A 21,587-nucleotide genomic window follows, 5' to 3' on the forward strand; every position below is an offset into this window, starting at 1 on the left:
AAATTAAGATTATAAAAAAGAATATAAAGATTAATGGAGGTATTAAATGAAATATATTTCAATTGCAGAAGTGATTAATTTAAATCAGAGTATTAAGGAGACAAATCTGCCTTACCAGATACATCTAAGAGATGCTTGTGGAAAACAATCTTTATGGATAGAGTGCCAAGAAGATGCAGATGGTAAGAATGGAAATAAAAAGCAAATGCTAGAGGATTTATTAATGGAATATTTTCATTCTTTGCACTTTACGATAGAATTTAGTGATGATAGGATTAATTTTTGGATATCAGCAGATTAAGAGAGAGGCTTTCAATAATCAAAACTTATTGATTAACTCGATAAGCAGGTAAGGAAAATTTACGCCATCCTACTCTCCTTTTTTAGGGAGAGTAAGATGGCGTTTTTTCTTTACATGAATTGTATTGCAGTAACATAGATTCAATGGAATTTTCCAAGAGATAAAGGTATAATTTAAATTAGTAAATATGTTTGCAAAAATTATCAAAAGATAATTTCCTTTCTATGATATTTTTATAACAGGAGGAATGTTACATGAGGTTTGAGGAGATGGAACAACTGGTCTTAGTAATGCAGGAGTATATCAATCATAATTTAGTGAATGAAATATCCTTACAAAAGCTAGCGGATCTAATTGGATATACGCCTTGGTATGCAGCTAAGATGTTTAAACAGGTGATAGAGCAGACACCTTATGAATACATTCGCCAGAAACGTATGAAGCAAGCAGCGCAGCAGTTAATAAATAGTTGTAGTCGTATGATTGATCTTGCACTGGAATATCAATATGAAAGTCAGGAGGCATTTACTCGTGCTTTTTATCAAGAGTATGGGGTTACACCTGGCAAATTTCGAAGGGAGTATCCTATGGAAGAAGAGAAAGGTTCTACGAAAAAGCATTACTTTATCAGTCAGAATTGGAAATTCGATGATAGCCTAACTGATTGTTCTGGTGGAATTGAAAATCTGAAGGTTTTTTCAAAAGAAAAGCGGAACTGTTTTCTTTTAAAAGGGAAAGGCTGGCGTTGGAACGCAATTATAAGTAAGCTTGACCGATTGGAGACAGGAGCAATCTGTGAATTTTATGTCTGGGTAAAATTTGATTACCTCGGTAATGCTGGCGCTCAATGTTATTATGAAATATATGAAGAAGAACACTGGGAAGATAGGGTGAGGATTTCACTATCTCCTGATAACAGATATATGATTGGAAAAGCAGATAAGTGGAATCTATTTCGGCTACCATATCTTGTGAAGCATGGGAAAAAACTTACAGCGTATTTGATTGCTTCTGAATTTAATATAAGTTTGGCAGACACCTTCGAACATGATATGTCATTGCCTGGGATAAAAAGACCAGAACAAGTCAGTATCGGTGAGAAAAGAATGATTACGAAAGAGGATAGACTGGTTGATCATAGGAAAGATCAATTGCGGACATTTCATGGCTGTATGTCATATCTGATGGATTGTCTTGGTGAGGACAATGAGTTGTATGATTACTGGTTTTTCAATATCATTACCGGAGATTTATTTACTCAAGCACATAGTGATGATTTGCAGACGTGTGTACTGGGATTATCAGATGCTTGGCTTGGCAGAGAAATGATAAAAAAAGCCTTTGAAGGGGTTGGTTATGACTATTTTTACATAGGAAAAGAAGATATCATTTATGATTTGGATAAGTCTTTTTGTCAGGTGGCAGAAAGTCTTGATAGAGGGATCCCGGTAATCTCGAGAGGATTTGAAGGAAGCACAAATTATTGCATTATCTGTGGGTATGAGGCAAAAGATTGTGTTTTATATATTCTTCATGACGATAAAATTAAACCGGTAAAGCAGACAAAGTTATTACAGGAAACAAAAGAACTTATTTTTGCTGGTTCAAAAACAGCTGATCGGAATTTGGTACACGTACTTACAAGAGCAATCATGGATATTCCAAATTGTATTACTAGAGCATCAAAAAATGGTATGTCATATGGTAAGCAGGCTTTTCTTGACTGGGCAGATAGTCTTGTAGATGGTAGAATATCTGAGTTAACAGATTGTAATGCATGGAATATTTATATTAGTTACTTATGTATGGCAGGTGAGAATTGTTATGCTGGTTCTCCAATGATTCGTGACTTAATGTTCAAACGAGTAGATATCGTGGAAACTCCTGCTTTTTCATTATTACCAGACCTACAACGTATTTTTGATAAGGAAAGAAAGATTTATCAGGCTTTACTTCGAATGGGTGCAGGATATGAAATTACGATAGAGCAACTTAAATCACCAGAGAAGATGCGTCCTGTGGCAGATAAGATTAGAGAATTTGCAGACTGCCATGACGAACTTTTAACTATTTTTTTAAAGGATAGTGCCCAAAGAGAGGGCTACACTTTACTAAAAGACTGTGTGAATAATCTAAAAAGTAGTTCGGTTACTGTGATACCAAATGCAAAATTAATAGGGAAAAGAACGGTAATTTCATCTTGTATTGAAAAGGATACAATGACAGAATTGAGAGAGCAAATGCATAGAAATGGTGAGATAAAGCAGCTTTCTTCCATACCAAATCTCATTCCAGAGAGTACGATAGGTATGATTGATTCCTATTTTCCTACGACGAAGGAGAGTTATGAATATTGGTATGGGGTGCTTTCTCCCAAGGATACTTTAGTTCCTGATGGTTTTGGATGTCGTGAGATACCGCAGACATTGCTTTATAGAGGAACGAAGGAAGAGGAGCTGAATCTTAATGTGCCACTTCAGTTTAAAGAAGTACATTGTTTATGGAATAACAATCAAGGTCAAGGCTGGAATGGTACATTATATATGGGTGGAAATGCTTATCTATGCTGTCCTCTTTATGAAATATTTGAATGGTGGGAATGCTTTAATCGTATGGCTATTGTCCATTCTGACATACAGGAATTACCAGCGATGAAATTTGTTGGTATTCGCTATAGTGATAAAGATAGACTGGACGGAGATTTCGTGCATCTATGGAGAGAATGGAATGATAGCGGTCGTTTTGATCATTTACATGAACTGGTTACGGAGGAATTCCGTAAAGAATACCGCGACGCGGACGCTTGTATTGGCATGTCGAAATACTATGACGACAATACAACAATATTCTGGATTGGTATGTTTTTAGATACCTGGATAAAGGTTCCGGAGGGATTTGATTCCATGGAATTTAGTCCTTCTAAGCTTGGTGTTTGTCGTGTATTCGGGAAGGAAGGGAACTCTTACCCAACAGAGACCATGTGTGAAGAATATCTGCGAAAGGAAGGATATCAGATTGCCTGTGACGAAACAGGTGCAAGTTGGTATATGACACGATACGGTGGTTATGAAGCAACACAGGAAGAGTTTACAGATAAGATAACTTTTGATATTTGTAAATTTGTAAAGTAAGATTTGTCTTAGATTCATGGAAGATTCTTCATGGAAGGTTATTCTTTTTCCTGGATCAAGGGTGGAAGATTAAGGGATTAAAAATTACTTATGTTAAAGTATTGACAGGTATCGTAAAGTAGCTGTTCACCAGTAATTTTATTCAGGGTGTATAGCTACTTTATTAACATTTTCATAGAGTTAATTTAGAGGATGTATTACTCTAATTTCTTTTATTAATTCCGAGCAAATTGATTTTAAAATGGTAGTTGAATGAATTTATAGTGTTGTTTAGAGTTTATTCATAAACAAATTTTTTGGTAAAGTAAATTTTATAGTAAATTAAATGTTGTAGTAAAGCAAATGTTATAGTAAAGCATTTTTTTATAGTAGAGCATTTTTTATAGTAAAGCATTTTTTTATAGTAAAACAAATTTTAAAGTAAAGTATTTTTTATTGTATATCATTTATTTTATTGTATCGCATTATATGAGAAAATCATATATCTGTCGCGGTTATCATTATTATGAATGGCAAAAACAGCGACATCCTTTTCTAGTTGAAAAGGAGTTTGTTGACTCAAAAAGTTGGTATACTCCTCATCTGGATAATATAGTATTAAGGATACTTTACGAGGATTAAGATGTACGGAATCTAAAATATGATGAATTACACTACTAAAGATGGGGAAAGAAAACGGATTAAAAAAATAAAATATCGAATCCTTCGCACCAATCTCATAAGCCGTAGCGTAGATAGCCTCAAATCGAATCGCTTCTTTATGAGGACCATTGTAGTTTTCTAAATTTTTTATCGCACACTGATAAAATACATCATTATATTCAACACCAACCGTTCTACAACGAAATCGGTGATGAATATAAAAATTCAACCTACCTTTTCCACATCCAAAATCAACAAGGATATCATCCTTACTAAGTGGATAGGCATTAAATAATTGTTCGAGTACTTCGTAAGGTGTCGGTTCATAACGATGAAAATGATAGGTATCTTTCCCATCTCGTTGAATACCTTCTGTCTGTATATTTAGTAGTTTATCCATAAAAATACCTCATTTTTTATCTATTTTATACCAAGAAAGACGTAAGAGAAAAGCAAATATTTATGATATCGCTATTGTCTGATTCTATTTAGAATGGTATAATAGTTAGCATATCAAATTTTATCAATGTAATTCAAGGGAAATGCAATTATTTTAGTAGATTCTTTTCTATTAAATCATTAATAAATTTATAATTTAGTAAACTTATTGAAAAATAAGGACGCAAAGCTATGGGTCTAAGGATATTAATTATCAATGATTGCCAGGTTGCAAACAAGAGTCCAGGTGAATAATCTGGATTTTTTTATCGCTACACATATAGGTAATATTACCTATATTTCATAAAAGATAGGTATAGAAGATAGAGAATGCTCATGTTTTATATGTGATTGTTCCTAATTGTAGTCTAGAAAAGAGACTTGCTTGGAGATGTTTATGCTAGATAAAATAAAAATAAAAATAATATTAATCATGGGCGTAGTATTATCAATTACTTTAATTGCTAATTTTATGTTTAGTAATCAAATATTAAAGGATGAATTAAGAAAAGCATTTTCAAAGGAAGTGTTAACCACTACACGAGGATTACGTGCTCAAGTTGTTCGAATGTTATACTCTGGTACTGATGTAGAAGAGATTAATAGTTTTGATGAACAAAGTATCGCTACCTTAGAAGAAACAGAAAATTTAAAATTTGCAATTATCATAGATTTAGATGGCAATATTTTATTTCATAGTGGTTTAAATAGTGATAAAAGCTTAACTTCTCTTACCAACTATTTAAAAAGTTTGAGTCAGATGGATGGAGAGACTACTATTGTTGAATGGGACAATGAGAAATATCATATATGTTTTCTACCTGTCATAGTAAAGGGTGAAACAGATTCCTATATTGTAGCAGGGTATTCTAGTAATAGTTACCTAAAACCATTAAGATATCTATCCTTATATACTTTTGTTATAGCAATACTACTACTTATGGCGGCTATGGGAATAAGTATCTATTTGTTAAATCGATGGATTACCAGACCTTTAATACAACTTCATAAGGCTACGAAGGATATCGTAGTTAACGGAATGGACGGAGTTTCAAAGGTTGAGATACAGCAAAAAGATGAGATAGGTAAATTGGCAAATTCTTATAATCAGATGATAGAGTATCTAAGGCAAAGTACAGTTTCTAAAAGTTATCTAAGCAATATAATTACAAATATTTCAGATGCTTTAGTGGTTGCTGATACTAACTTTTGTATTGAAACTGTGAATGAAGCAACGAAAAGGATGTTCGGTTATTCAGAAGAAGAGTTGATTGGAACTTCAGTATCTATATTTTTTCCTAATGTTCAAGCACAAGTGCTAGAACATTGGAAAAACACTATCATAGGAAATGGACAATACAGTGATTATGAGGTGGTAATCCATTCCAAAGAGAAGAATGCAATACCTGTTTTAGTAAGCAGTTCCGTAATGATAGAAGAAAACTCTGGGCAAATTCATTTTGTATGTATTGCTAAGGATATCTCAGAGCGTAGAAAGGCTGAGGAATCAATACGTTATCAAGCAAATCATGATATGTTAACTGGGCTTAGCAATCGATACGCACTTGAAAAGGAAATCAAGGCATGCTCAAAGAGAATATTATTTAATCCAGAGGAAACATCACTGTTTTTGTATTTAGATTTGGATAAATTTAAAATAGTCAATGATGTTTGTGGACATCATGCAGGCGATGAGCTGATTAAGAACCTCTCTAGCATGATGAAACAAAATCTCAGAGAACAAGATATCCTCGCACGCATTGGAGGAGATGAATTTGGTGTGTTATTAAATGAGATTAGTCCGGAAGAAGGCTTAAAAATTGCGGAAATCCTCTGTGAGACTGTGAAAAAATTCCGATTTATCTGGGAAGAAAAAGTATTTACATTAGGGGTTAGTATCGGCGCGGTAATTATTAACAAAGAATTATATGAGGTAGCTAAAGTGATATCCGCCGCAGATCAGGCTTGCTATATATCAAAGGAAAATGGCGGAAATCGAGTACAACTGTTTAGTGAATCAGAACAAGAATTTTCTCTTAGAGAAGAAGAAATGCAAGTTATGCCTAGCATAACAAAAGCCTTTGAAGAAAATAGATTCTGTTTGGTTTATCAAGAAATTGTTAATGTATCAGATTCAGTATTAAGTGGATATGAAGCTTTAATTCGAATGAAAGATGAACATGGGCAGTTAGTATCTCCTGGAACCTTTTTGCCAGCAGCGCAACGTTATAATAAGTTGACGGACATTGATCGATGGGTAATAACAAACTTTTGTACAAACTATGCTACTTATCAGAGTGATTCTGCTGGAAATGATTATATCTATAACATCAATATTTCCGCAATGTCGATTAATGCAGAAGACTTTCTAGAGTTTATTTGTCGTCAATTTAAAGCATATCAGGTACCACCACAATGTGTTTGCTTTGAAATTACAGAAACATCTGCGGTATCTAATTTTGTTAAAGCAAAAGAGTTTATTCAAGAGCTAAAGAAGTTAGGTTGCAGATTCGCACTCGATGACTTTGGAAGTGGTTTATCTTCCTTTACTTATTTAAAATATTTACCTGTTGATTATATAAAAATAGATGGAATTATTGTAAATGATATCGATAAGAATAAAATTGATTACGCACTGGTTTCATCAATTAATGAAATTGCACACTTAATGGGAATGAAGACAATAGCAGAATATGTAGAAAGTGAGGCTATATTTCAATGCCTTCATGAGATTGGCGTTGATTATGCACAAGGGTATTGGGTAGGGAAACCAAAGGGATTATCAAAGGTGGTATAGTAGAATGATAGGAAAGCGAACAAGCGATGACTTGTTCGCTTTTTCTTTAGGACTTGTTAAGATTATTACAGTATGGAAGAAAAGTTAGCGAAGTGTACCCTTTTCTTATTAATAATAAGTTGGACTCTTACGAATAGCATACTCTTTTTAATTCTAATCAAATTTTAATTAATTCTATATTGACTATATGTTCTATAAGTAGTATAACATATACAACAAGGAAAACAAAGTAGAGTTCTAGATTCCTTGTTTCACATAGATAATAATAAATAGAATGGAGTGATTGTTATGTTAAGACCAAGTATTTTTCAGAGAGAGCAATATAATTTGAGTAACTATTTTGACGAATTTCAAAAGAGTTTCTTTGGTGAATTAGGTGGTATGTTTAACAGCTTCAAGACGGATATTTTAGATAAAGGTGATTATTTCGAGCTGCAAGCAGATCTTCCTGGATTTTCTAAAGAAGAGATTGAAATCGGTATTCAAGGTGATTACCTAACCATTTCAGCAGAACATAAAGAAGAGAGTAAGGAAGAGAAGGATAATTATATACATCAGGAGAGACGATATGGTTCTTACCAGAGAAGTTTTAATGTAGCAAACATCGATACAAATTCGATTAATGCAGAGTATAAGGATGGAGTACTTAATTTAAAACTTCCAAAATTGGAGCAAATTGCAGATAACAATAGAAAAATTGAAGTAAAGTAATAAGATATTTTAGTCAAATCAGTGCTGATAACAGAGGTACTCTTCTTAAGGAATCCTTCGAATAAAAAGCGAGAGTAATTCGATTATTATATGGGATATTTTTAATTCCATTCAATCGAATTACTCTTTTTTTATTCATTTTTCATTATACATGGGTAATTCTTTTTGGTTTTCCACTTTTCTTTGAGATACCCCTTCTTTTTCTATTTTTATTTTTCTTTTCATATAGAATTGTTTAGAGTATAATGGATTTCATTATTGACTTTTAATACATTGGAGGAATTCCCATGATTCATGACATTGAACCTTATCAATTTAGAAACGAATTTATAGATAGAAAACCACAAGAGAATGATTTATGTATTTGGTTTTCAAAAGGGGAGGTTTTTTTATTAAAGGGTAACGAGTGTCCTTTTCCAACATTTAAGGAATTAATTAGCCTACAACCCTCTTTCAGTAAGTTGCTATATGAGGAAGCAGAGTACTTATTTCAAATAGATGACCAAATGTTTTATATGTTTGTTTATGATAACTTAAAGGAACCAACAACAGAAGACCAATTTGAAAAACAAGAGATATTTCGTACATTAAAGCAAAAGCATTATGCTTTTGCAGGTATTACCGCTTATCAATTATATCGCTTTAGGTTAAATAATCGTTACTGTGGAAGATGTGGATCAGAGATGAAACACAGTCTGAAAGAACGTGCTTATACCTGTGATTCCTGCGGCAAGGTTACTTATCCAACAATTTCACCAGCTATCATTGTCGCGATTACAAATGGAAATCAGTTACTCTTAACCAGATATGCGAGAGGAAATTATAAAAGATATGGTTTGGTAGCAGGATTTGTTGAGGTTGGAGAAACTTTAGAGGAAACAGTAAAACGTGAGGTAATGGAGGAAGTTGGTTTAAAGATTAAGAATATACGTTACTATAAAAGTCAACCTTGGTCATTTTCCGATTCTATGATGATTGGTTTTTATGCCGAATTAGATGGAGATGATAAGGTTACTTTACAAGAAGAAGAGCTTGCTGAAGCCACTTGGTTTAAAAGAGATGAAATTCCTTATAACGAAAGTAGTGTTAGTATCGCGCAAGAACTTATTGATAATTTCCGTAATGGAACTCATACAAAGGTTTAATTTGATATTCATGTTACAGGGGATTTAACCCCTGAGCAATTTTATTTACGACAAGGAAAAGTTCGCAAAGCGTGATTTTTCTAGTTGTATGAATGGAGATATCTCAGTTGTTATGTTATTCAGCAAGAATTAAAAAACGTAGAAATCCCTACCTAAAAGATAAGAAATTCTACGTGAAACAATACTTGCGTAATTGCAATGCTTTATAGGATCATTTTCTAATTCCAGATAGTATTTTGCTAAGAATAATAAAATCAAATATTTATATTTTTTCTTGAATAATGTTGCTGCTTAGAAGCATTTTTACCTGCTGTTGTTCTAGCAAATTGATAAGCAGCTTTTTTTGCACTATGTCTTACTTCCCTTTGTAGTTTATGGTAGGACCTAAGTCTGTCAGAACTTAAGGAACCGTCTTCAATCGCTTGCTTTACAGCGCAGCCAGGTTCCTTATCGTGTTTGCAATCTTGAAATTTACAGTAGTTAGATAAGGATTCGATATCTTGAAACGTAGAGGAAAGTCCTGATTCCACATTCGATAATCCAAGCTCTCTCATTCCTGGTGTATCGATAATCATAACACCATTGGATAGGCAGATTAATTCACGATGAGTTGTTGTATGACGCCCTTTGTCATCATCATCTCGTATACCGCATACTTTCATCACTTCTTCACCAGAAAGTGCATTCACAAGTGAGGATTTGCCAATTCCAGAGGATCCTAAGAATACAATCGTAGTACCGGTGGTAAGATATTCGCTTAGTTGCCCTAAACCTTCTCCTGTTACTGCACTGATTGCTACCACCTTTACGCCAAATGACACTTGCTCCATCTTAGCAATCTGTTCCGATACATCCTCACATAAGTCCGACTTTGTTAGAACTATGATTGGTGTAGCTCCGCTTTCGTAAGCAGTAGAAAGATAACGCTCCATTCGTCTGACACTAAAATCCTGATTCAAAGACTCCATTAAGAATACATAATCAAAATTTGAAGCAATAGATTGAACTGCCTCATTACCGGAATAGTTACCGAATCCAGGATTACTTCTAGTAAAATAGCTTTTTCTATTTAAGATGCGGTAAATAATATCATCACCATGCTCGTTATGCTTAATTAGTACAAAATCACCAACGGCTGGGTATACGAGATATTTTGAGTTCTGATAAAATAATGAGCTTTTTAATCTTGCACTACTTTCTCCGAATTCACTGAACAGCTCGTAAGACTCCTTATGAACGGCACTAACTCTTGCAGGAATTAAAGAAAGTTCGATATCGTTTTTTGTTATTTGTTTTTTGAAAAATTCAGTAAAGCCTAGTTGTTGTAAATTCATTGTAGTTTCCTCCTAAAAATAGGCACAAAAAAAACACGCCTTCACGTGTTTGTGCGATTTCCCTATTGCTTTTTAAGCGTTTGGTTAAGCAAAGTTTGCAGATACTATTCTACATTGCCTATTACACATACAAGATCATGAAAGGTTACGAAGTATTGTTTATTTGATAAAGACCTCAACATTTTTATTCATCATTAGAAACACCTTTCCCTTCTGATACGTCTGCGTATCGAAAAACTGACAATATTTACATAATTATTATTACCATAGTTATATAATAATGTCAAGAATTTTTCAATATCAGTCATGTAATAAGAGTGAACATAAGTCATGTAATATATTCAGGACATAAGCCTTGTAATTTATATTAGGACACAAGTGATATGATTTTAAGGTTGACATATTAAAATTAAAGTGGTACATTATGTGCTAATAATCATGACCAAATATTAGGTAAGTAATATATGGTTGGGATTAAAAGAAAAAGGAAGGTATCTATTATGTTGATAAGTCCGATGTCAATTCTAAATAGGGACGATGATAGATAGCGCTTGCAACTTTGAATGATCTTGATAGCCGACGGTTTTCATTTCATCATAGGTGTAAGCGCTAAAAGTGTTGCACCTATGTGGAGGATTTGATGTCGGCTTTTTTATGGGGAGATGGGACGCTGTCTCCTTTGAATAGACCTAGGTTAAATAAAAAAGTTGATTTGGGAAGGACCACATTGGTAATTATTACGAATGTGGTCCTTTTCGCATTTTTACAGTTTAATAATTATCTTTCTTTCTTAAAATTCTACCTATATGGTGTGCAACAATCATTTGTTTTGGAATAACTCAAAAAAAATAAAGGAAAGTGACTTATCTAAAAACTAGGAGGGATTTTATGAATACGATAAAACCAAATATGATTAAGAATGAAATTGAAGCTGAAGAATTAAAGAATTATATTGGTAAGAATGTTACATTACATGGAAGTATCTACAAAATAAGAAAAATGAGTGGATTTTCATTTGTATTATTACGGACGAAGAGATCGGTAGTTCAATGCATCTACTCAGAAGAATTTTCAACATTTGCACTGGAGGAACTAATGGAAGAATCCACTGTGAAGATAGAAGCAAAGGTAGTATTGGAAGAACGTTCTAGGGTAGGTTATGAGCTTCATTTACTTTCTATTGAAGTATTATCAAAACCATTTGAGGAATCTCCTGTGGTAATTCATAATAAGAGGGTCGAGGCTTCTATTGATACGCTTCTAAACTACCGCCCGATAACATTACGAAATGAAAGAGAAAGGGCAATTTTTAAGTTACAAGAAGGAATCGCGATGGGATTTCGTAAATTCTTAAGTGAACAAAAATTTACAGAGATTCATAGTCCTAAAATAGTTCAGATGGGAGCAGAAGGTGGTGCGAATATTTTTTCCTTAAATTATTTTGGAAAAGAAGCATATCTTGCTCAAAGTCCTCAATTTTACAAACAAATGATGGTAGGAGTGTTTGAACGAGTATATGAAATAGCTCCTGTATTCCGTGCAGAAAAACACGATACTTCAAGACATCTAAATGAATATACCAGTGTTGACTTTGAAATGGGGTACATCGAAAGCTTTGAAGAAATAATGCAGATGGAAACAAGTATGTTACAAGCTACGCTTCATTTCCTAATGAATAATTATCAAAATGAGTTATCTCTATTAAATATAACCATACCAGTAATAAAAGAAATTCCATCAATAAAGTTTATAGAAGCAAAGGAGTTGGTAGCGAAGGAATATAATCGAACAATACGTGATATGACTGACTTTGAACCGGAGGAAGAGAAGCTTCTTTGTGAAATCATTGAGAGGACAACCGGGAGTGAGTTTGTGTTTGTTACTCATTACCCAAGTAGTAAGAGGCCGTTTTATGCTATGGATGACCCTGAAAATAAAAAAGAAACTTTAAGCTTTGACCTTCTATTTCGTGGTTTAGAGATAACAACAGGCGGTCAAAGGATCCATACTTATGAAGAGCAGGTTGAGAAACTTAAAAAGAGAGGAATGAATGTGGAAGATTTTCAAAGTTATTTAATGATGCACCGATATGGTATGCCTCCACACGGTGGCTTAGGCCTAGGCTTGGAACGATTTACAAGTAAACTTTGTAATTATATTAATGTTCGATATGCAACACTATTCCCAAGGGATATAAATCGCTTACTGCCTTAAGATAGATTTAAGTCAACATTAGATTGCAATATTTTATATATGATATAATATGGCGAGTATGACTTGACATTCATATTCCAGGATAATATTATGGAATAAAATGGTGGTTTATAATGTAAGGAGAAATACGATGGGGAATATAAGAAAGGTTCCATTCGATGGGGTGGAGCATTATAAGATTCATGGAAGAACAACAAAGGAAAGAAATCCGTTAACTTTTTTTTGGACGGGAAGTGGAATTGAGGTTAATGTATCTGGTTCAGAAGTTTGGGTTGAATTATATTCAGATTACGATTGTTTTGAACCTTGGATTAGTATCTTGGTGAATGGTGAAGTGATAAGTAGGCAGATGGTATTGAAGGGAATGCAAAAAATATGCCTATTTCGTAACATGAACCCAAAAGTGATAAAGAATATCCGACTTGTTAAAGATGTTCAAGCAATGCCAGATGATGAAAAGCATTGTCTTCAATTATACTCTTTTGAATTAGACGGTGAATTCTATCCAGTGAAAGAGCGAAAATTTAAATTAGAAGTGATAGGGGATAGTATAACGTCTGGAGAAGGGGCTATTGGCGCGGTGTGTGAAGAGGACTGGATTTCTATGTGGTTTAGTTCTCAATATAATTATGCAACACTATTAGCAAATAAAATAGATGCTGATGTTCGAATTATATCCCAAAGTGGTTGGGGTGTAGTCTCTAGTTGGAATAACAATCCTTATGGAGCAATTCCTCCAATCTATGATAAAGTCTGCGGGCCATTAAAGGGAGAGAGAAATACAGCGCTCGGAGCACATGAAAAGAATGACTTTCAAGCTTGGCAACCAGATATAATCGTAATAAATCTTGGCACAAACGATGGTGGAGCATTTGAACAGCCAGAATGGAGAGATGAACAAACAGGTGAAACATTTAAGGAAAGAAAGAATGAGGATGGTTCCTATCAGGAAGAGGATCTAGAACGCTTTGAATGGACAGTTCGAGCATTTTTAAGAAAACTTAGAAGATTAAATCCAAACGCTTACTTACTCTGGGTTTATGGAATTCTCGGGAATTCACTGTTATCTTCCTTACAAAATTCTATCCATACCTACCAAACAGAGTGCGAAGACTATAGAGTTTCCTTGCTTGAGCTACCCAATATGGAAGAAAAGGAAGTTGGTGCAAGATATCACCCAGGAAAAAAAGCTCATGAACGTGTGGCTACTATAATAAGTGAAGAAATTTTAAATAGGTTATCAAAGCCTGAGAGATAGCTTCCATGGATTTAAACGAAAGAAGATTATTTAGTAGTAACAGATTCTGAATAAATTATAGAAATCTGAGAGACATTAGTACGAGAGGAATTTTTATGATTTTAGTAGGAAGGAACTGAATTAGCTTATGAAATATTTTTATGGAGATAAAAAGAAATCCTCTTACTTTGAAGGATGGTATATCAAACAACAAAATGAGGAGGAAACCATAGCAATCATTCCTTCCTTTCATATTGATGAGCATGGAACTAAGAGTTCCAATATTCAAATCATATCAAAAGAAGGGGCATATTCCTTCTCTTTTCCATATAAAGATTTTTATGCGAGTAAGCGGAGATTTTTTGTGAAGCTTGGAAAAAGTATATTTACAGAAAGTGGTGCAAGGATAAATCTTCATACGAAAGAATTAACAGTTACTGGACGACTATTCTTTACAAAGAAAACACCTGCTAAAATGAAACCTGACATTGTATTAGGGGCATTAGTAAAGCCAAATGGCTCTGTATTTCACCCACTACGATATTCTATTATGGGCTACTATGATTATGTACCATTTCTTCCTTGTAAGCATGAGGTTGTGAGTATGCTCCATGGAGTATATGGGACGATTGTTATCAATGGAAAGAGATTTGATTTTCGAGATGGGTTAGGGTATATTGAAAAGGATCGAGGACATTCGTTCCCTACCTCTTATTTATGGACCCAATGTAGTTTCAAAAAGCCATCGGTAGGCAGTATCATGGCATCAGTTGCAGAATTACCATTGCTATCAACTACATTTGTAGGTTGTATTTGTGCAATCTGGTATCGAGGAAAGGAGTATCGAATCGCAACTTATCTTGGTGGAAAAATTGTTTCCTATTCTAAAAAAGGATTCTCAGTCATTCAGGGAAAGTATTTGCTTGAAGTCACTGTGATGAAGCACCAGCCACATTCGTTACAGGCACCTAGGAAAGGCGCGATGAGGAGATGGATTAAGGAGAGTGTGGCATGCAAGGTTAGATACCGCCTGTATGAGGATGGAAAACTTCTCTTTGAGATTATAAGCAATAAAGCAGGCTATGAACATGTGATTATGAAAGGTTAGCGTGCATGATAGAGATATGAAAATTAAACTCCCTTTGCATCAAATCTGAGGTTGAAATGCAAAGGGAGTTTATAAAAGATTATCGGAACATGCCTTTAGTTCCGATAATATAACTTATGAGAAAATGCGAAGCTATTTCTCATAAAAGGTGCGCTTTTAGCACCGTAAATCGATAAAATTTATTCTGCAACCCCAGTTCCGTCATTGGTATACACAATTTCATATCCTTCACAATTCTCTAGTACATAGGTAACAAATTGATTTACTTTTTCCGTGCCAAGGAAAAAAGCTTTACCAGTATCTAAAATATTAGTCGTAAGGTATCCATCCTCTGTAACACTTAAACTAATATTGTGATAACCAAGCAGAGGGATATCTACACTGATACTCATAAGCGACGCAAAATTATGCGAATCGAAATCTTTTATCGCAGGTAGTGTGGTATCAGAAAGTAACATTTCCCAGACCGTTATATCCTCTAGGTTTACAAATTCTATTAAGGCATACTCCCCATTGTTTTTTGGGGCTTGATACCAAGCAGAACCAAAGGAAATGATATGCTTAAGATTTAGATCCTCTAAAAACTGTGAAAGCGTATCGGGTTGATAATATGGATTAATGTAGGTATACCACTCGTTATTTCCCTCAAACGAAATAGCGACTGCAGTATCCGTAGAGATACCATTGATAGCAAAAACAGAAGCATTGATTTGATGTTGTGTTCCAGTTTGCTGCTCTATGCCTGTTAGAGTGACTTCCGTTAGAAGGTCACCAATGTTATCTTTCTCAATGGAATTTACGGTTGTACTATAAATTGTATTGTTGAAAGGTAACTCCGGATATTTTTCACTGATGGTTAATTCATCCCAAGTTGGTATTTTACCTATCTCCGTGGATGAGTTCGTTCTTGATATTTCTTTGATCGGCCAAGTTTTATCATTTGGTGAGCGAAGTAGAAGAAAACTGCATAGGGCAACGATTCCAAAGCAAGCTGCTATAGAACCATATTTCACAATGAAGTTTTTTTGGTTAATAGGACGTTCGCTTTGTTCAATATAAGATTCCTCGATACCACCAATTGCAGTAAATAAGCGTTCATTTTTCATAGTGAAATTCCCTCCTTTTCTAAATATTCTTTTAATTTATTACGGCTACGAAATAGACTAGCTCTGACGTTATTTTCTTTCATATGAAAGCGGGTAGCAATTGTAGTCATTGATTCTACTGCCCAGTACCTTCGTATAAAAATGCTTCGTTCTCGTTTCGGTAAGCTACCTAAAAATAAATTAATGGATTGAATCAGTTCAGTATCTTCCATAATTTTTTCTGGGCTATTTCCGGAAGGAACGCATTCTAACAATTCATCGAGTGCAAGAGGAGTTTCCCCATTCCCGCGTTTCATTGTTTTTCTTGCTTTATATTTGTTAAAAGATAAATTCCGTGTAATCTTTGCTAAAAAAGAAGAAAAATGAGTCGGGTATAATGGAGGAATAGCATTCCATGCCTTTAGCCAAGTATCATTCACACATTCTTCTGAATCCTCACGATTTAATAGAATATTATGAGCGATGGAAAAGCAATAGGAGCCATATTTATCAGCTGACTTTGTGATTGCTTCTTCACTTCTTTGATAATAAAGGTCTATAATCTCACTGTCTTTCATTGGATTACCTCCTTTCATGATTTGTGATCGATATACATTTATGCCTTCACTAATATAGACAACATAAAAATAGATTTGTTATTTTTATTATAACAAAAAATATAATAAAATTCACAAAATTAAAGTTAGCTAGTAAGTGTATACATAGAGGATGCTCTTGGAATTTTGCTCCGATGTTAATAAGATTCCCATAGATTAAATATACAGAGAGAGCGCCAGCTATTTTAAGATTAAAAAGTATTTAAAGTTTACTCGAAAATGATTTAATACCAGATTAAGCTTCGATTAAATTAGCATGACAGTGATTGACATTCATATGAATGGCTGGTAAAATTTAATTACAGGAAAGGAAAAGATAGACATTATATGTAAGGTCGTGTAAACTGGAGGTGAAGAAATGGGAATTAGTTTTCCAGGGACAGTAATTGAGCGACATAATCTAACTTCAAGAGAGTTTTTTGGCGTATTTCGTGTTACAAAAGGCTTGATGTTAGCTCAGGTTAGAGAGATTACTGGACTGGATACCACAACGATTCAAAACTGGATTAACCGAGGCTGGGTAAAAAATCCGATCGATAAGCGTTATTCGGAGAACCAATTAGCAAGTATCCTACTTATCCATATGTTACGGGATGTGATGAAACTCGATCATATTGCTAAGTTATTCAATTATTTGAAAAAGAAAGAGTTTGGAGATAGTGAGGAAACGCTACTGATATCAGAAGCAGAATTATATCATTGTGTCTGTGATATGTTAGATAACATTGATTATGATATCATTCTTACACCAAAAGAATTAGAAAAAGAAATATTTAAAAAACTAAGTACATATGTTGAGCCGTATGAAGGTGCAAAAAAAAGATTAGTCAATGTTCTAAAGATTATCCTAGTGTACTATGCTTCAGCGATTGTAAAGCGTGAAGCGGATTTGATTTTTGCTGATATTATGAAAGAATAAGGGGATCATGATAGTTTTTTAATTATGATAACAATAAGCGAAAAAGCGCTAGAATTGAGGTTACTATGAAAGAATGGTGGGATAGTTTAAGTCAGATGAGTCAGGTATTTGCTACAGTTGCGATACCAGCGACTGTAGTAATGGTATTACAGACCATTTTGTTATTCTTTGGAATAGGGGATGGCGACGATGTAGAAATCGCTGATGATGTAGATGATATTAGTTCCGGTGCCCTAGACGGTTCCGACGGATTGTCGTTATTTACCATTCGAGGAATTGTGGCTTTTTTTGCAGTAGGCGGGTGGACTGGAATCGCAGTTGATAATGCGAATGGTTCTGAAGCCTTAGCAATCATTTTATCATTACTTGCAGGAAGTGCAGCTTTATTTGGAATCGCATATCTATTTAAATTTGCATTTAAACTACAGAATAACGGTACGTTATCCCTTGAAAATGCAGTAGGAAAAACTGGTGAAGTCTATATTCCAATTCCTGCGAATCGTGGAGGTACAGGCAAAGTTATGGTAACAGTACAGGAAAGACTTTGTGAACTTTCTGCAATTACCTCGGAAGATAGAGAACTAAAGACCGGGGAATATATTCGTGTCATCGAAGCCATCGATGAGCAGACAGTATTGGTTGTTAGTCATGAAAGTGATGAAACAATAGAGAAAAAAGGAGGAATTTCAAAATGGATCCATTCGTAATTTTACTCACAGTGATAGCAGTATTCTTGTTTACCTCAGTGGTGGTTATATTATCAAGATACCGCAAATGTCCTTCCGACAAGATCTTAGTTGTTTATGGTAAGGTTGGTTCGAATAAGGACGGCACCTATCGTAGTGCAAAGTGTATTCATGGTGGTGCAGCATTTATCATGCCGGTTATTCAGTCCTATGAATATCTTGATTTAACTCCAATGTCCATACAGGTTGATCTAAAGAATGCATTATCAAAACAAAATATTCGTATTGATGTTCCATCTCGTTTTACGGTTGGTATTTCAACGGAACCTGGTGTTATGCAAAATGCGGCTGAACGTTTATTAGGACTAAAGCTTGTAGAGATTCAGGAATTAGCAAAGGACATTATCTTTGGTCAGTTACGTCTTGTCATTGCAACCATGGATATCGAAGAAATTAACACAGACCGTGATAAATTCCTGGCTGCGGTATCGAATAACGTAGAAAGCGAATTAAAGAAAATAGGTCTTCGTCTGATTAACGTAAACGTAACAGATATTACAGATGAGTCTGGCTACATATCTGCTTTAGGAAAAGAAGCAGCAGCGAAAGCAATTAATGACGCTAAGATTTCGGTAGCGGAAGCAGATCGTTTGGGTGCAATCGGTGAAGCAAATGCAAAGAGAGATCAGCGTGTACATGTTTCGCTGGCTGATTCCGAGGCTATCAAGGGAGAAAATGAGGCAAGGGCTTCTGTTGCAGAATCGGAAGCTACCTTAAATGAAAAGAGAGCGGAAGCCTTACGTCGTTCCACAGCGGCAGAAAAGATTCAAGCGGCAAAAGCGTTACAGGAAGCGTATGCAGCAGAAGAAGAGGCAGAAAAGACTCGTTTTGCTCGTGAGCAGGCAGCGTTAGAGGCTGATGTCATTGTTAAGACAGAAATCGCAAAGAGACAGAAGGAATTACAGGCAGAGGCAGAAGCTGAACAGATTAGACGTAGAGCACAAGGTGAGGCAGATGCTATCTATGCTAAGATGGCAGCAGAAGCAAAGGGTGTTCAGGAAATCTTAACAAAACAGGCTGCTGGTTTTGCAGAAATTGTAAAATCTGCTGGCGGTGACACAAATGATGCAGTAAAACTTTTAATTGCAGATAAGTTAGAAGAAATTGTGAAGATACAAGTGGAAGCAATCAAGAATCTTAAGATTGATAAGGTTACTGTTTGGGACGGTATGGGGGGTAAAGACGGAAGCCCTACTACAGCGAATTTTCTATCCGGAATGTTAAAATCAATTCCACCAATGAACGAGATGTTTAAGATGGCAGGAATGGAATTACCAACTTTCTTAGGAAAAGATTTAGATAATTTGGATGAGGCTGTTGCAGCAGAGAATACCGTTACAGTAGAAAAAACGGAAGAAAAGTAGAAACGGTTATTAACCATAACAAGGAAGCCCTCCGCTTACAGCGGGGGGACTTCCTTTTTTGTAGCAGGAGTTTAGATTCTTTTAAAATACCTCAGAGTGGCAAAGAGGTAGAGCTAGTAGCACTAATTTTTTACGTAAGTTTTACTGTTAAGTATCTAAACTTTTGACAAACCCGTATTAGGATAAAGATGTAATTAGATAATCTATAATACTAGGGAGGTCAATATGAAAAGATTTTTAAAAAAGCTCGGAGCAGCAGTTCTTGCGTCTACTTTACTTCTATCAGGTGCCTATGTAGGAGCATCCAAGTTACCTGCAGAAGCGGTTTCTGCAAAAGAAACAAATGTTGTAGTACCGAACGGAGTGAAAACACCAAAGTATGTGTTTATGTTCATTGGTGATGGAATGAGTTATCCACAGATTCAAATTGCATCCAGCTATTTAGGGGCCTTAAAACAAGACCAAAAAAGTAACATACTATTAGGAAATGAATATCTAAACTTTATGAATTTTGATGTGGCAGGCTCTGCTGTTACATACGATTCTACCTCGTTTTGTCCAGATTCCGCATCTACAGCCACTTCATTATCGACTGGAAATAAAACCTACAGTGGAACAATCAACATGGATGAGACTAAGAAAATAGAATTTGAGACAATAACTGAGAAAGTAAAAAAACAGCTTGGTTATAAAGTAGGAATTATCACTTCCGTTAATTTAAATCATGCTACACCAGCAGCTTATTATGCAAAAGTAGCAAGCAGAAGTCAGTATTATGATATCGGACTTCAAATGGTGGAAAGTGGATTTGATTATTTTGCTGGTGGTGCATTATTACAACCAACAGGAAAGAATGGTGATCAGGAAGACATCTATAAGGTGGCTCAAAAAGCTGGTTACAAGGTGGTAAAGACACAGGCAGAAGCAGAAAAATTAACTGACAAATCAGGAAAAGCAATCGTTATCGGTGAAAACCTTGCTGATGCGGACTCTTTATCTTATGATTTCGATCGTACAGAGAATGAATGGTCATTGGCAGATTACGTACAAAAAGGAATTGAAGTGCTGGATAATGAGAAAGGCTTCTTCATGATGGTAGAAGGCGGTAAGATTGACTGGGCATGTCATGCTAATGATGCAGGTTCTACCATCAGTGATACGTTAGCCTTAGCAGATGCGGTACAAAAGGCAATCGATTTTTATAATCAGCATAAAGAGGAAACGCTAATTATTGTAACTGGAGATCATGAGACTGGCGGATTAACCATTGGCTATGCAGGAACCAATTATGATACATTCCTAACAAATCTAGAAAACCAGAAGATATCCTATGCAAAGTTTGACAGCGAATATGTTGCAAAGTATAAGAGAAATAATACTACCTTCAATAATGTGTTAAAAGATATTAAAAAACTGTTTGGTTTGATGACATCCTCTGACCTAGCAGCAAAGAATAATCCAAAATTAGTGCTAACGGAGTATGAACTTAACTTAATAAAAGAAGCTTATAATAAGACAATGGGTTATACAGCTAAGGAGAATACTCAAAGTGAGTACATCATGTATGGTACTTATGAGCCATTAACTGTAACAATTACTCATATTCTTAACAATAAGTCTGGTGTTAACTTTAGTTCTTATTCTCATACTGGACTTCCAGTTGCTGTACTTGCACAAGGGCAAGGTTCCCAGATGTTTGAGGGTTACTATGATAATACAGTAATCTATGATAATTTAGCCGCTTTATTAAAAGTGAAATAGCGATAATAAAAGCAAATAGAAAACAGGAGGGATGCGA

General features: G+C 34.8%; 16 protein-coding genes and 1 riboswitch. Of the genes, 12 read left to right on the forward strand and 4 right to left on the reverse strand.

Translation table 11 applies throughout. The features are described 5' to 3' along the window. Window positions 1–46: 46 nt before the first annotated feature. Together CC92_RS0117115 and CC92_RS0117120 are read left to right on the forward strand one after the other, a co-directional pair. The gene (locus tag CC92_RS0117115) at window positions 47–301 is read left to right on the forward strand and encodes an RDAC family protein (protein ID WP_029501427.1); all 255 of its coding nucleotides are present in this window, start codon (window positions 47–49) and stop codon (window positions 299–301) included. Between the two features lie 254 nt (window positions 302–555). Next, on the forward strand, window positions 556–3,432 hold the full coding sequence (locus CC92_RS0117120; protein WP_029501426.1) for a helix-turn-helix transcriptional regulator: 2,877 nt from the start codon (window positions 556–558) through the stop codon (window positions 3,430–3,432). A 451-nt stretch (window positions 3,433–3,883) separates the two neighbouring features. Here CC92_RS0117120 and CC92_RS0117125 read toward each other — a convergent pair whose 3' ends face one another. Continuing rightward, window positions 3,884–4,474 (reverse strand): hypothetical protein, encoded by a 591-nt coding sequence (locus CC92_RS0117125; RefSeq protein WP_029501425.1) that lies wholly within the window; start codon window positions 4,472–4,474, stop codon window positions 3,884–3,886. A gap of 187 nt (window positions 4,475–4,661) precedes the next feature. Further along, window positions 4,662–4,749, forward strand: a riboswitch (cyclic di-GMP riboswitch). Window positions 4,750–4,909: 160 nt separating this feature from the next. On the opposite strand from CC92_RS0117125, the gene CC92_RS0117130 reads away from it, so the two are divergent. The 3 genes from CC92_RS0117130 to nudC all read left to right on the forward strand — a co-directional run bounded on the left by CC92_RS0117130 (window position 4,910) and on the right by nudC (window position 9,165). Beyond that, the gene (locus CC92_RS0117130; protein WP_051650571.1) at window positions 4,910–7,309 is read left to right on the forward strand and encodes an EAL domain-containing protein; all 2,400 of its coding nucleotides are present in this window, start codon (window positions 4,910–4,912) and stop codon (window positions 7,307–7,309) included. A 288-nt stretch (window positions 7,310–7,597) separates the two neighbouring features. After that, window positions 7,598–8,020, forward strand: a complete 423-nt coding sequence (locus tag CC92_RS0117135; RefSeq protein ID WP_029501423.1) for an Hsp20/alpha crystallin family protein — start codon at window positions 7,598–7,600, stop codon at window positions 8,018–8,020. 287 nt (window positions 8,021–8,307) lie between these two features. Beyond that, window positions 8,308–9,165, forward strand: a complete 858-nt coding sequence (gene nudC, locus CC92_RS0117140) for an NAD(+) diphosphatase (RefSeq protein WP_029501422.1) — start codon at window positions 8,308–8,310, stop codon at window positions 9,163–9,165. Between the two features lie 254 nt (window positions 9,166–9,419). On the opposite strand, the gene rsgA is transcribed toward nudC, so the two are convergent. Next, entirely contained in the window at window positions 9,420–10,499 is a 1,080-nt protein-coding gene (gene rsgA, locus CC92_RS0117145; RefSeq protein WP_029501421.1) for a ribosome small subunit-dependent GTPase A, read from the reverse strand. Window positions 10,500–11,387: 888 nt separating this feature from the next. Here rsgA and aspS point away from each other — a divergent pair. From aspS to CC92_RS0117165, 3 genes are all read left to right on the forward strand, one after another. Then, window positions 11,388–12,713 (forward strand): aspartate--tRNA(Asn) ligase, encoded by a 1,326-nt coding sequence (gene aspS, locus CC92_RS0117155; protein ID WP_029501419.1) that lies wholly within the window; start codon window positions 11,388–11,390, stop codon window positions 12,711–12,713. 130 nt (window positions 12,714–12,843) lie between these two features. Next, window positions 12,844–13,971, forward strand: a complete 1,128-nt coding sequence (locus tag CC92_RS0117160; protein WP_029501418.1) for an SGNH/GDSL hydrolase family protein — start codon at window positions 12,844–12,846, stop codon at window positions 13,969–13,971. 127 nt (window positions 13,972–14,098) lie between these two features. Further along, on the forward strand, window positions 14,099–15,058 hold the full coding sequence (locus tag CC92_RS0117165; RefSeq protein ID WP_029501417.1) for a tocopherol cyclase family protein: 960 nt from the start codon (window positions 14,099–14,101) through the stop codon (window positions 15,056–15,058). A gap of 179 nt (window positions 15,059–15,237) precedes the next feature. Here CC92_RS0117165 and CC92_RS0117170 read toward each other — a convergent pair whose 3' ends face one another. Both CC92_RS0117170 and CC92_RS0117175 read right to left on the reverse strand, forming a co-directional pair. Then, entirely contained in the window at window positions 15,238–16,164 is a 927-nt protein-coding gene (locus tag CC92_RS0117170) for a hypothetical protein (RefSeq protein WP_029501416.1), read from the reverse strand. After that, window positions 16,161–16,721, reverse strand: coding sequence for an RNA polymerase sigma factor (locus CC92_RS0117175; RefSeq protein ID WP_029501415.1), 561 nt, complete (start codon window positions 16,719–16,721; stop codon window positions 16,161–16,163). Before CC92_RS0117175 ends, CC92_RS0117170 begins: the two co-directional genes overlap by 4 nt. A 397-nt stretch (window positions 16,722–17,118) precedes the next feature. On the opposite strand from CC92_RS0117175, the gene CC92_RS21885 reads away from it, so the two are divergent. From CC92_RS21885 to CC92_RS0117195, 4 genes are all read left to right on the forward strand, one after another. Further along, window positions 17,119–17,679, forward strand: a complete 561-nt coding sequence (locus CC92_RS21885; RefSeq protein WP_051650570.1) for a DUF1836 domain-containing protein — start codon at window positions 17,119–17,121, stop codon at window positions 17,677–17,679. A 65-nt stretch (window positions 17,680–17,744) separates the two neighbouring features. After that, the gene (locus CC92_RS0117185; RefSeq protein ID WP_051650569.1) at window positions 17,745–18,386 is read left to right on the forward strand and encodes a hypothetical protein; all 642 of its coding nucleotides are present in this window, start codon (window positions 17,745–17,747) and stop codon (window positions 18,384–18,386) included. Continuing rightward, a complete protein-coding gene (locus CC92_RS0117190) occupies window positions 18,371–19,789 on the forward strand; it encodes a flotillin family protein (protein WP_029501412.1) in 1,419 nt (472 codons plus the stop codon). The genes CC92_RS0117185 and CC92_RS0117190 overlap by 16 nt, the downstream gene beginning before the upstream one ends. Window positions 19,790–20,014: 225 nt before the next feature. Next, window positions 20,015–21,550, forward strand: coding sequence for an alkaline phosphatase (locus tag CC92_RS0117195; protein ID WP_029501411.1), 1,536 nt, complete (start codon window positions 20,015–20,017; stop codon window positions 21,548–21,550). Window positions 21,551–21,587 lie beyond the last annotated feature (37 nt).

Source organism: Lachnoclostridium phytofermentans (genome assembly GCF_000733755.1).
Taxonomy (GTDB): domain Bacteria; phylum Bacillota; class Clostridia; order Lachnospirales; family Lachnospiraceae; genus Lachnoclostridium; species Lachnoclostridium phytofermentans_A.

What these genes read in the sequence shown, in the direction of transcription:
- CC92_RS0117115 (WP_029501427.1), top strand. Translation starts at nt 47, where the DNA reads ATGAAATATATTTCAATTGCAGAAGTGATTAATTTAAATCAGAGTATT.
- CC92_RS0117190 (WP_029501412.1), top strand. Translation starts at nt 18,371, where the DNA reads ATGGATCCATTCGTAATTTTACTCACAGTGATAGCAGTATTCTTGTTT.
- CC92_RS21885 (WP_051650570.1), top strand. Translation starts at nt 17,119, where the DNA reads ATGGGAATTAGTTTTCCAGGGACAGTAATTGAGCGACATAATCTAACT.
- CC92_RS0117160 (WP_029501418.1), top strand. Translation starts at nt 12,844, where the DNA reads ATGGGGAATATAAGAAAGGTTCCATTCGATGGGGTGGAGCATTATAAG.
- CC92_RS0117120 (WP_029501426.1), top strand. Translation starts at nt 556, where the DNA reads ATGAGGTTTGAGGAGATGGAACAACTGGTCTTAGTAATGCAGGAGTAT.
- CC92_RS0117175 (WP_029501415.1), bottom strand. Translation starts at nt 16,721, where the DNA reads ATGAAAGACAGTGAGATTATAGACCTTTATTATCAAAGAAGTGAAGAA.
- nudC (WP_029501422.1), top strand. Translation starts at nt 8,308, where the DNA reads ATGATTCATGACATTGAACCTTATCAATTTAGAAACGAATTTATAGAT.
- CC92_RS0117165 (WP_029501417.1), top strand. Translation starts at nt 14,099, where the DNA reads ATGAAATATTTTTATGGAGATAAAAAGAAATCCTCTTACTTTGAAGGA.
- CC92_RS0117195 (WP_029501411.1), top strand. Translation starts at nt 20,015, where the DNA reads ATGAAAAGATTTTTAAAAAAGCTCGGAGCAGCAGTTCTTGCGTCTACT.
- CC92_RS0117170 (WP_029501416.1), bottom strand. Translation starts at nt 16,164, where the DNA reads ATGAAAAATGAACGCTTATTTACTGCAATTGGTGGTATCGAGGAATCT.
- rsgA (WP_029501421.1), bottom strand. Translation starts at nt 10,499, where the DNA reads ATGAATTTACAACAACTAGGCTTTACTGAATTTTTCAAAAAACAAATA.
- CC92_RS0117130 (WP_051650571.1), top strand. Translation starts at nt 4,910, where the DNA reads ATGCTAGATAAAATAAAAATAAAAATAATATTAATCATGGGCGTAGTA.
- CC92_RS0117185 (WP_051650569.1), top strand. Translation starts at nt 17,745, where the DNA reads ATGAAAGAATGGTGGGATAGTTTAAGTCAGATGAGTCAGGTATTTGCT.
- aspS (WP_029501419.1), top strand. Translation starts at nt 11,388, where the DNA reads ATGAATACGATAAAACCAAATATGATTAAGAATGAAATTGAAGCTGAA.
- CC92_RS0117125 (WP_029501425.1), bottom strand. Translation starts at nt 4,474, where the DNA reads ATGGATAAACTACTAAATATACAGACAGAAGGTATTCAACGAGATGGG.
- CC92_RS0117135 (WP_029501423.1), top strand. Translation starts at nt 7,598, where the DNA reads ATGTTAAGACCAAGTATTTTTCAGAGAGAGCAATATAATTTGAGTAAC.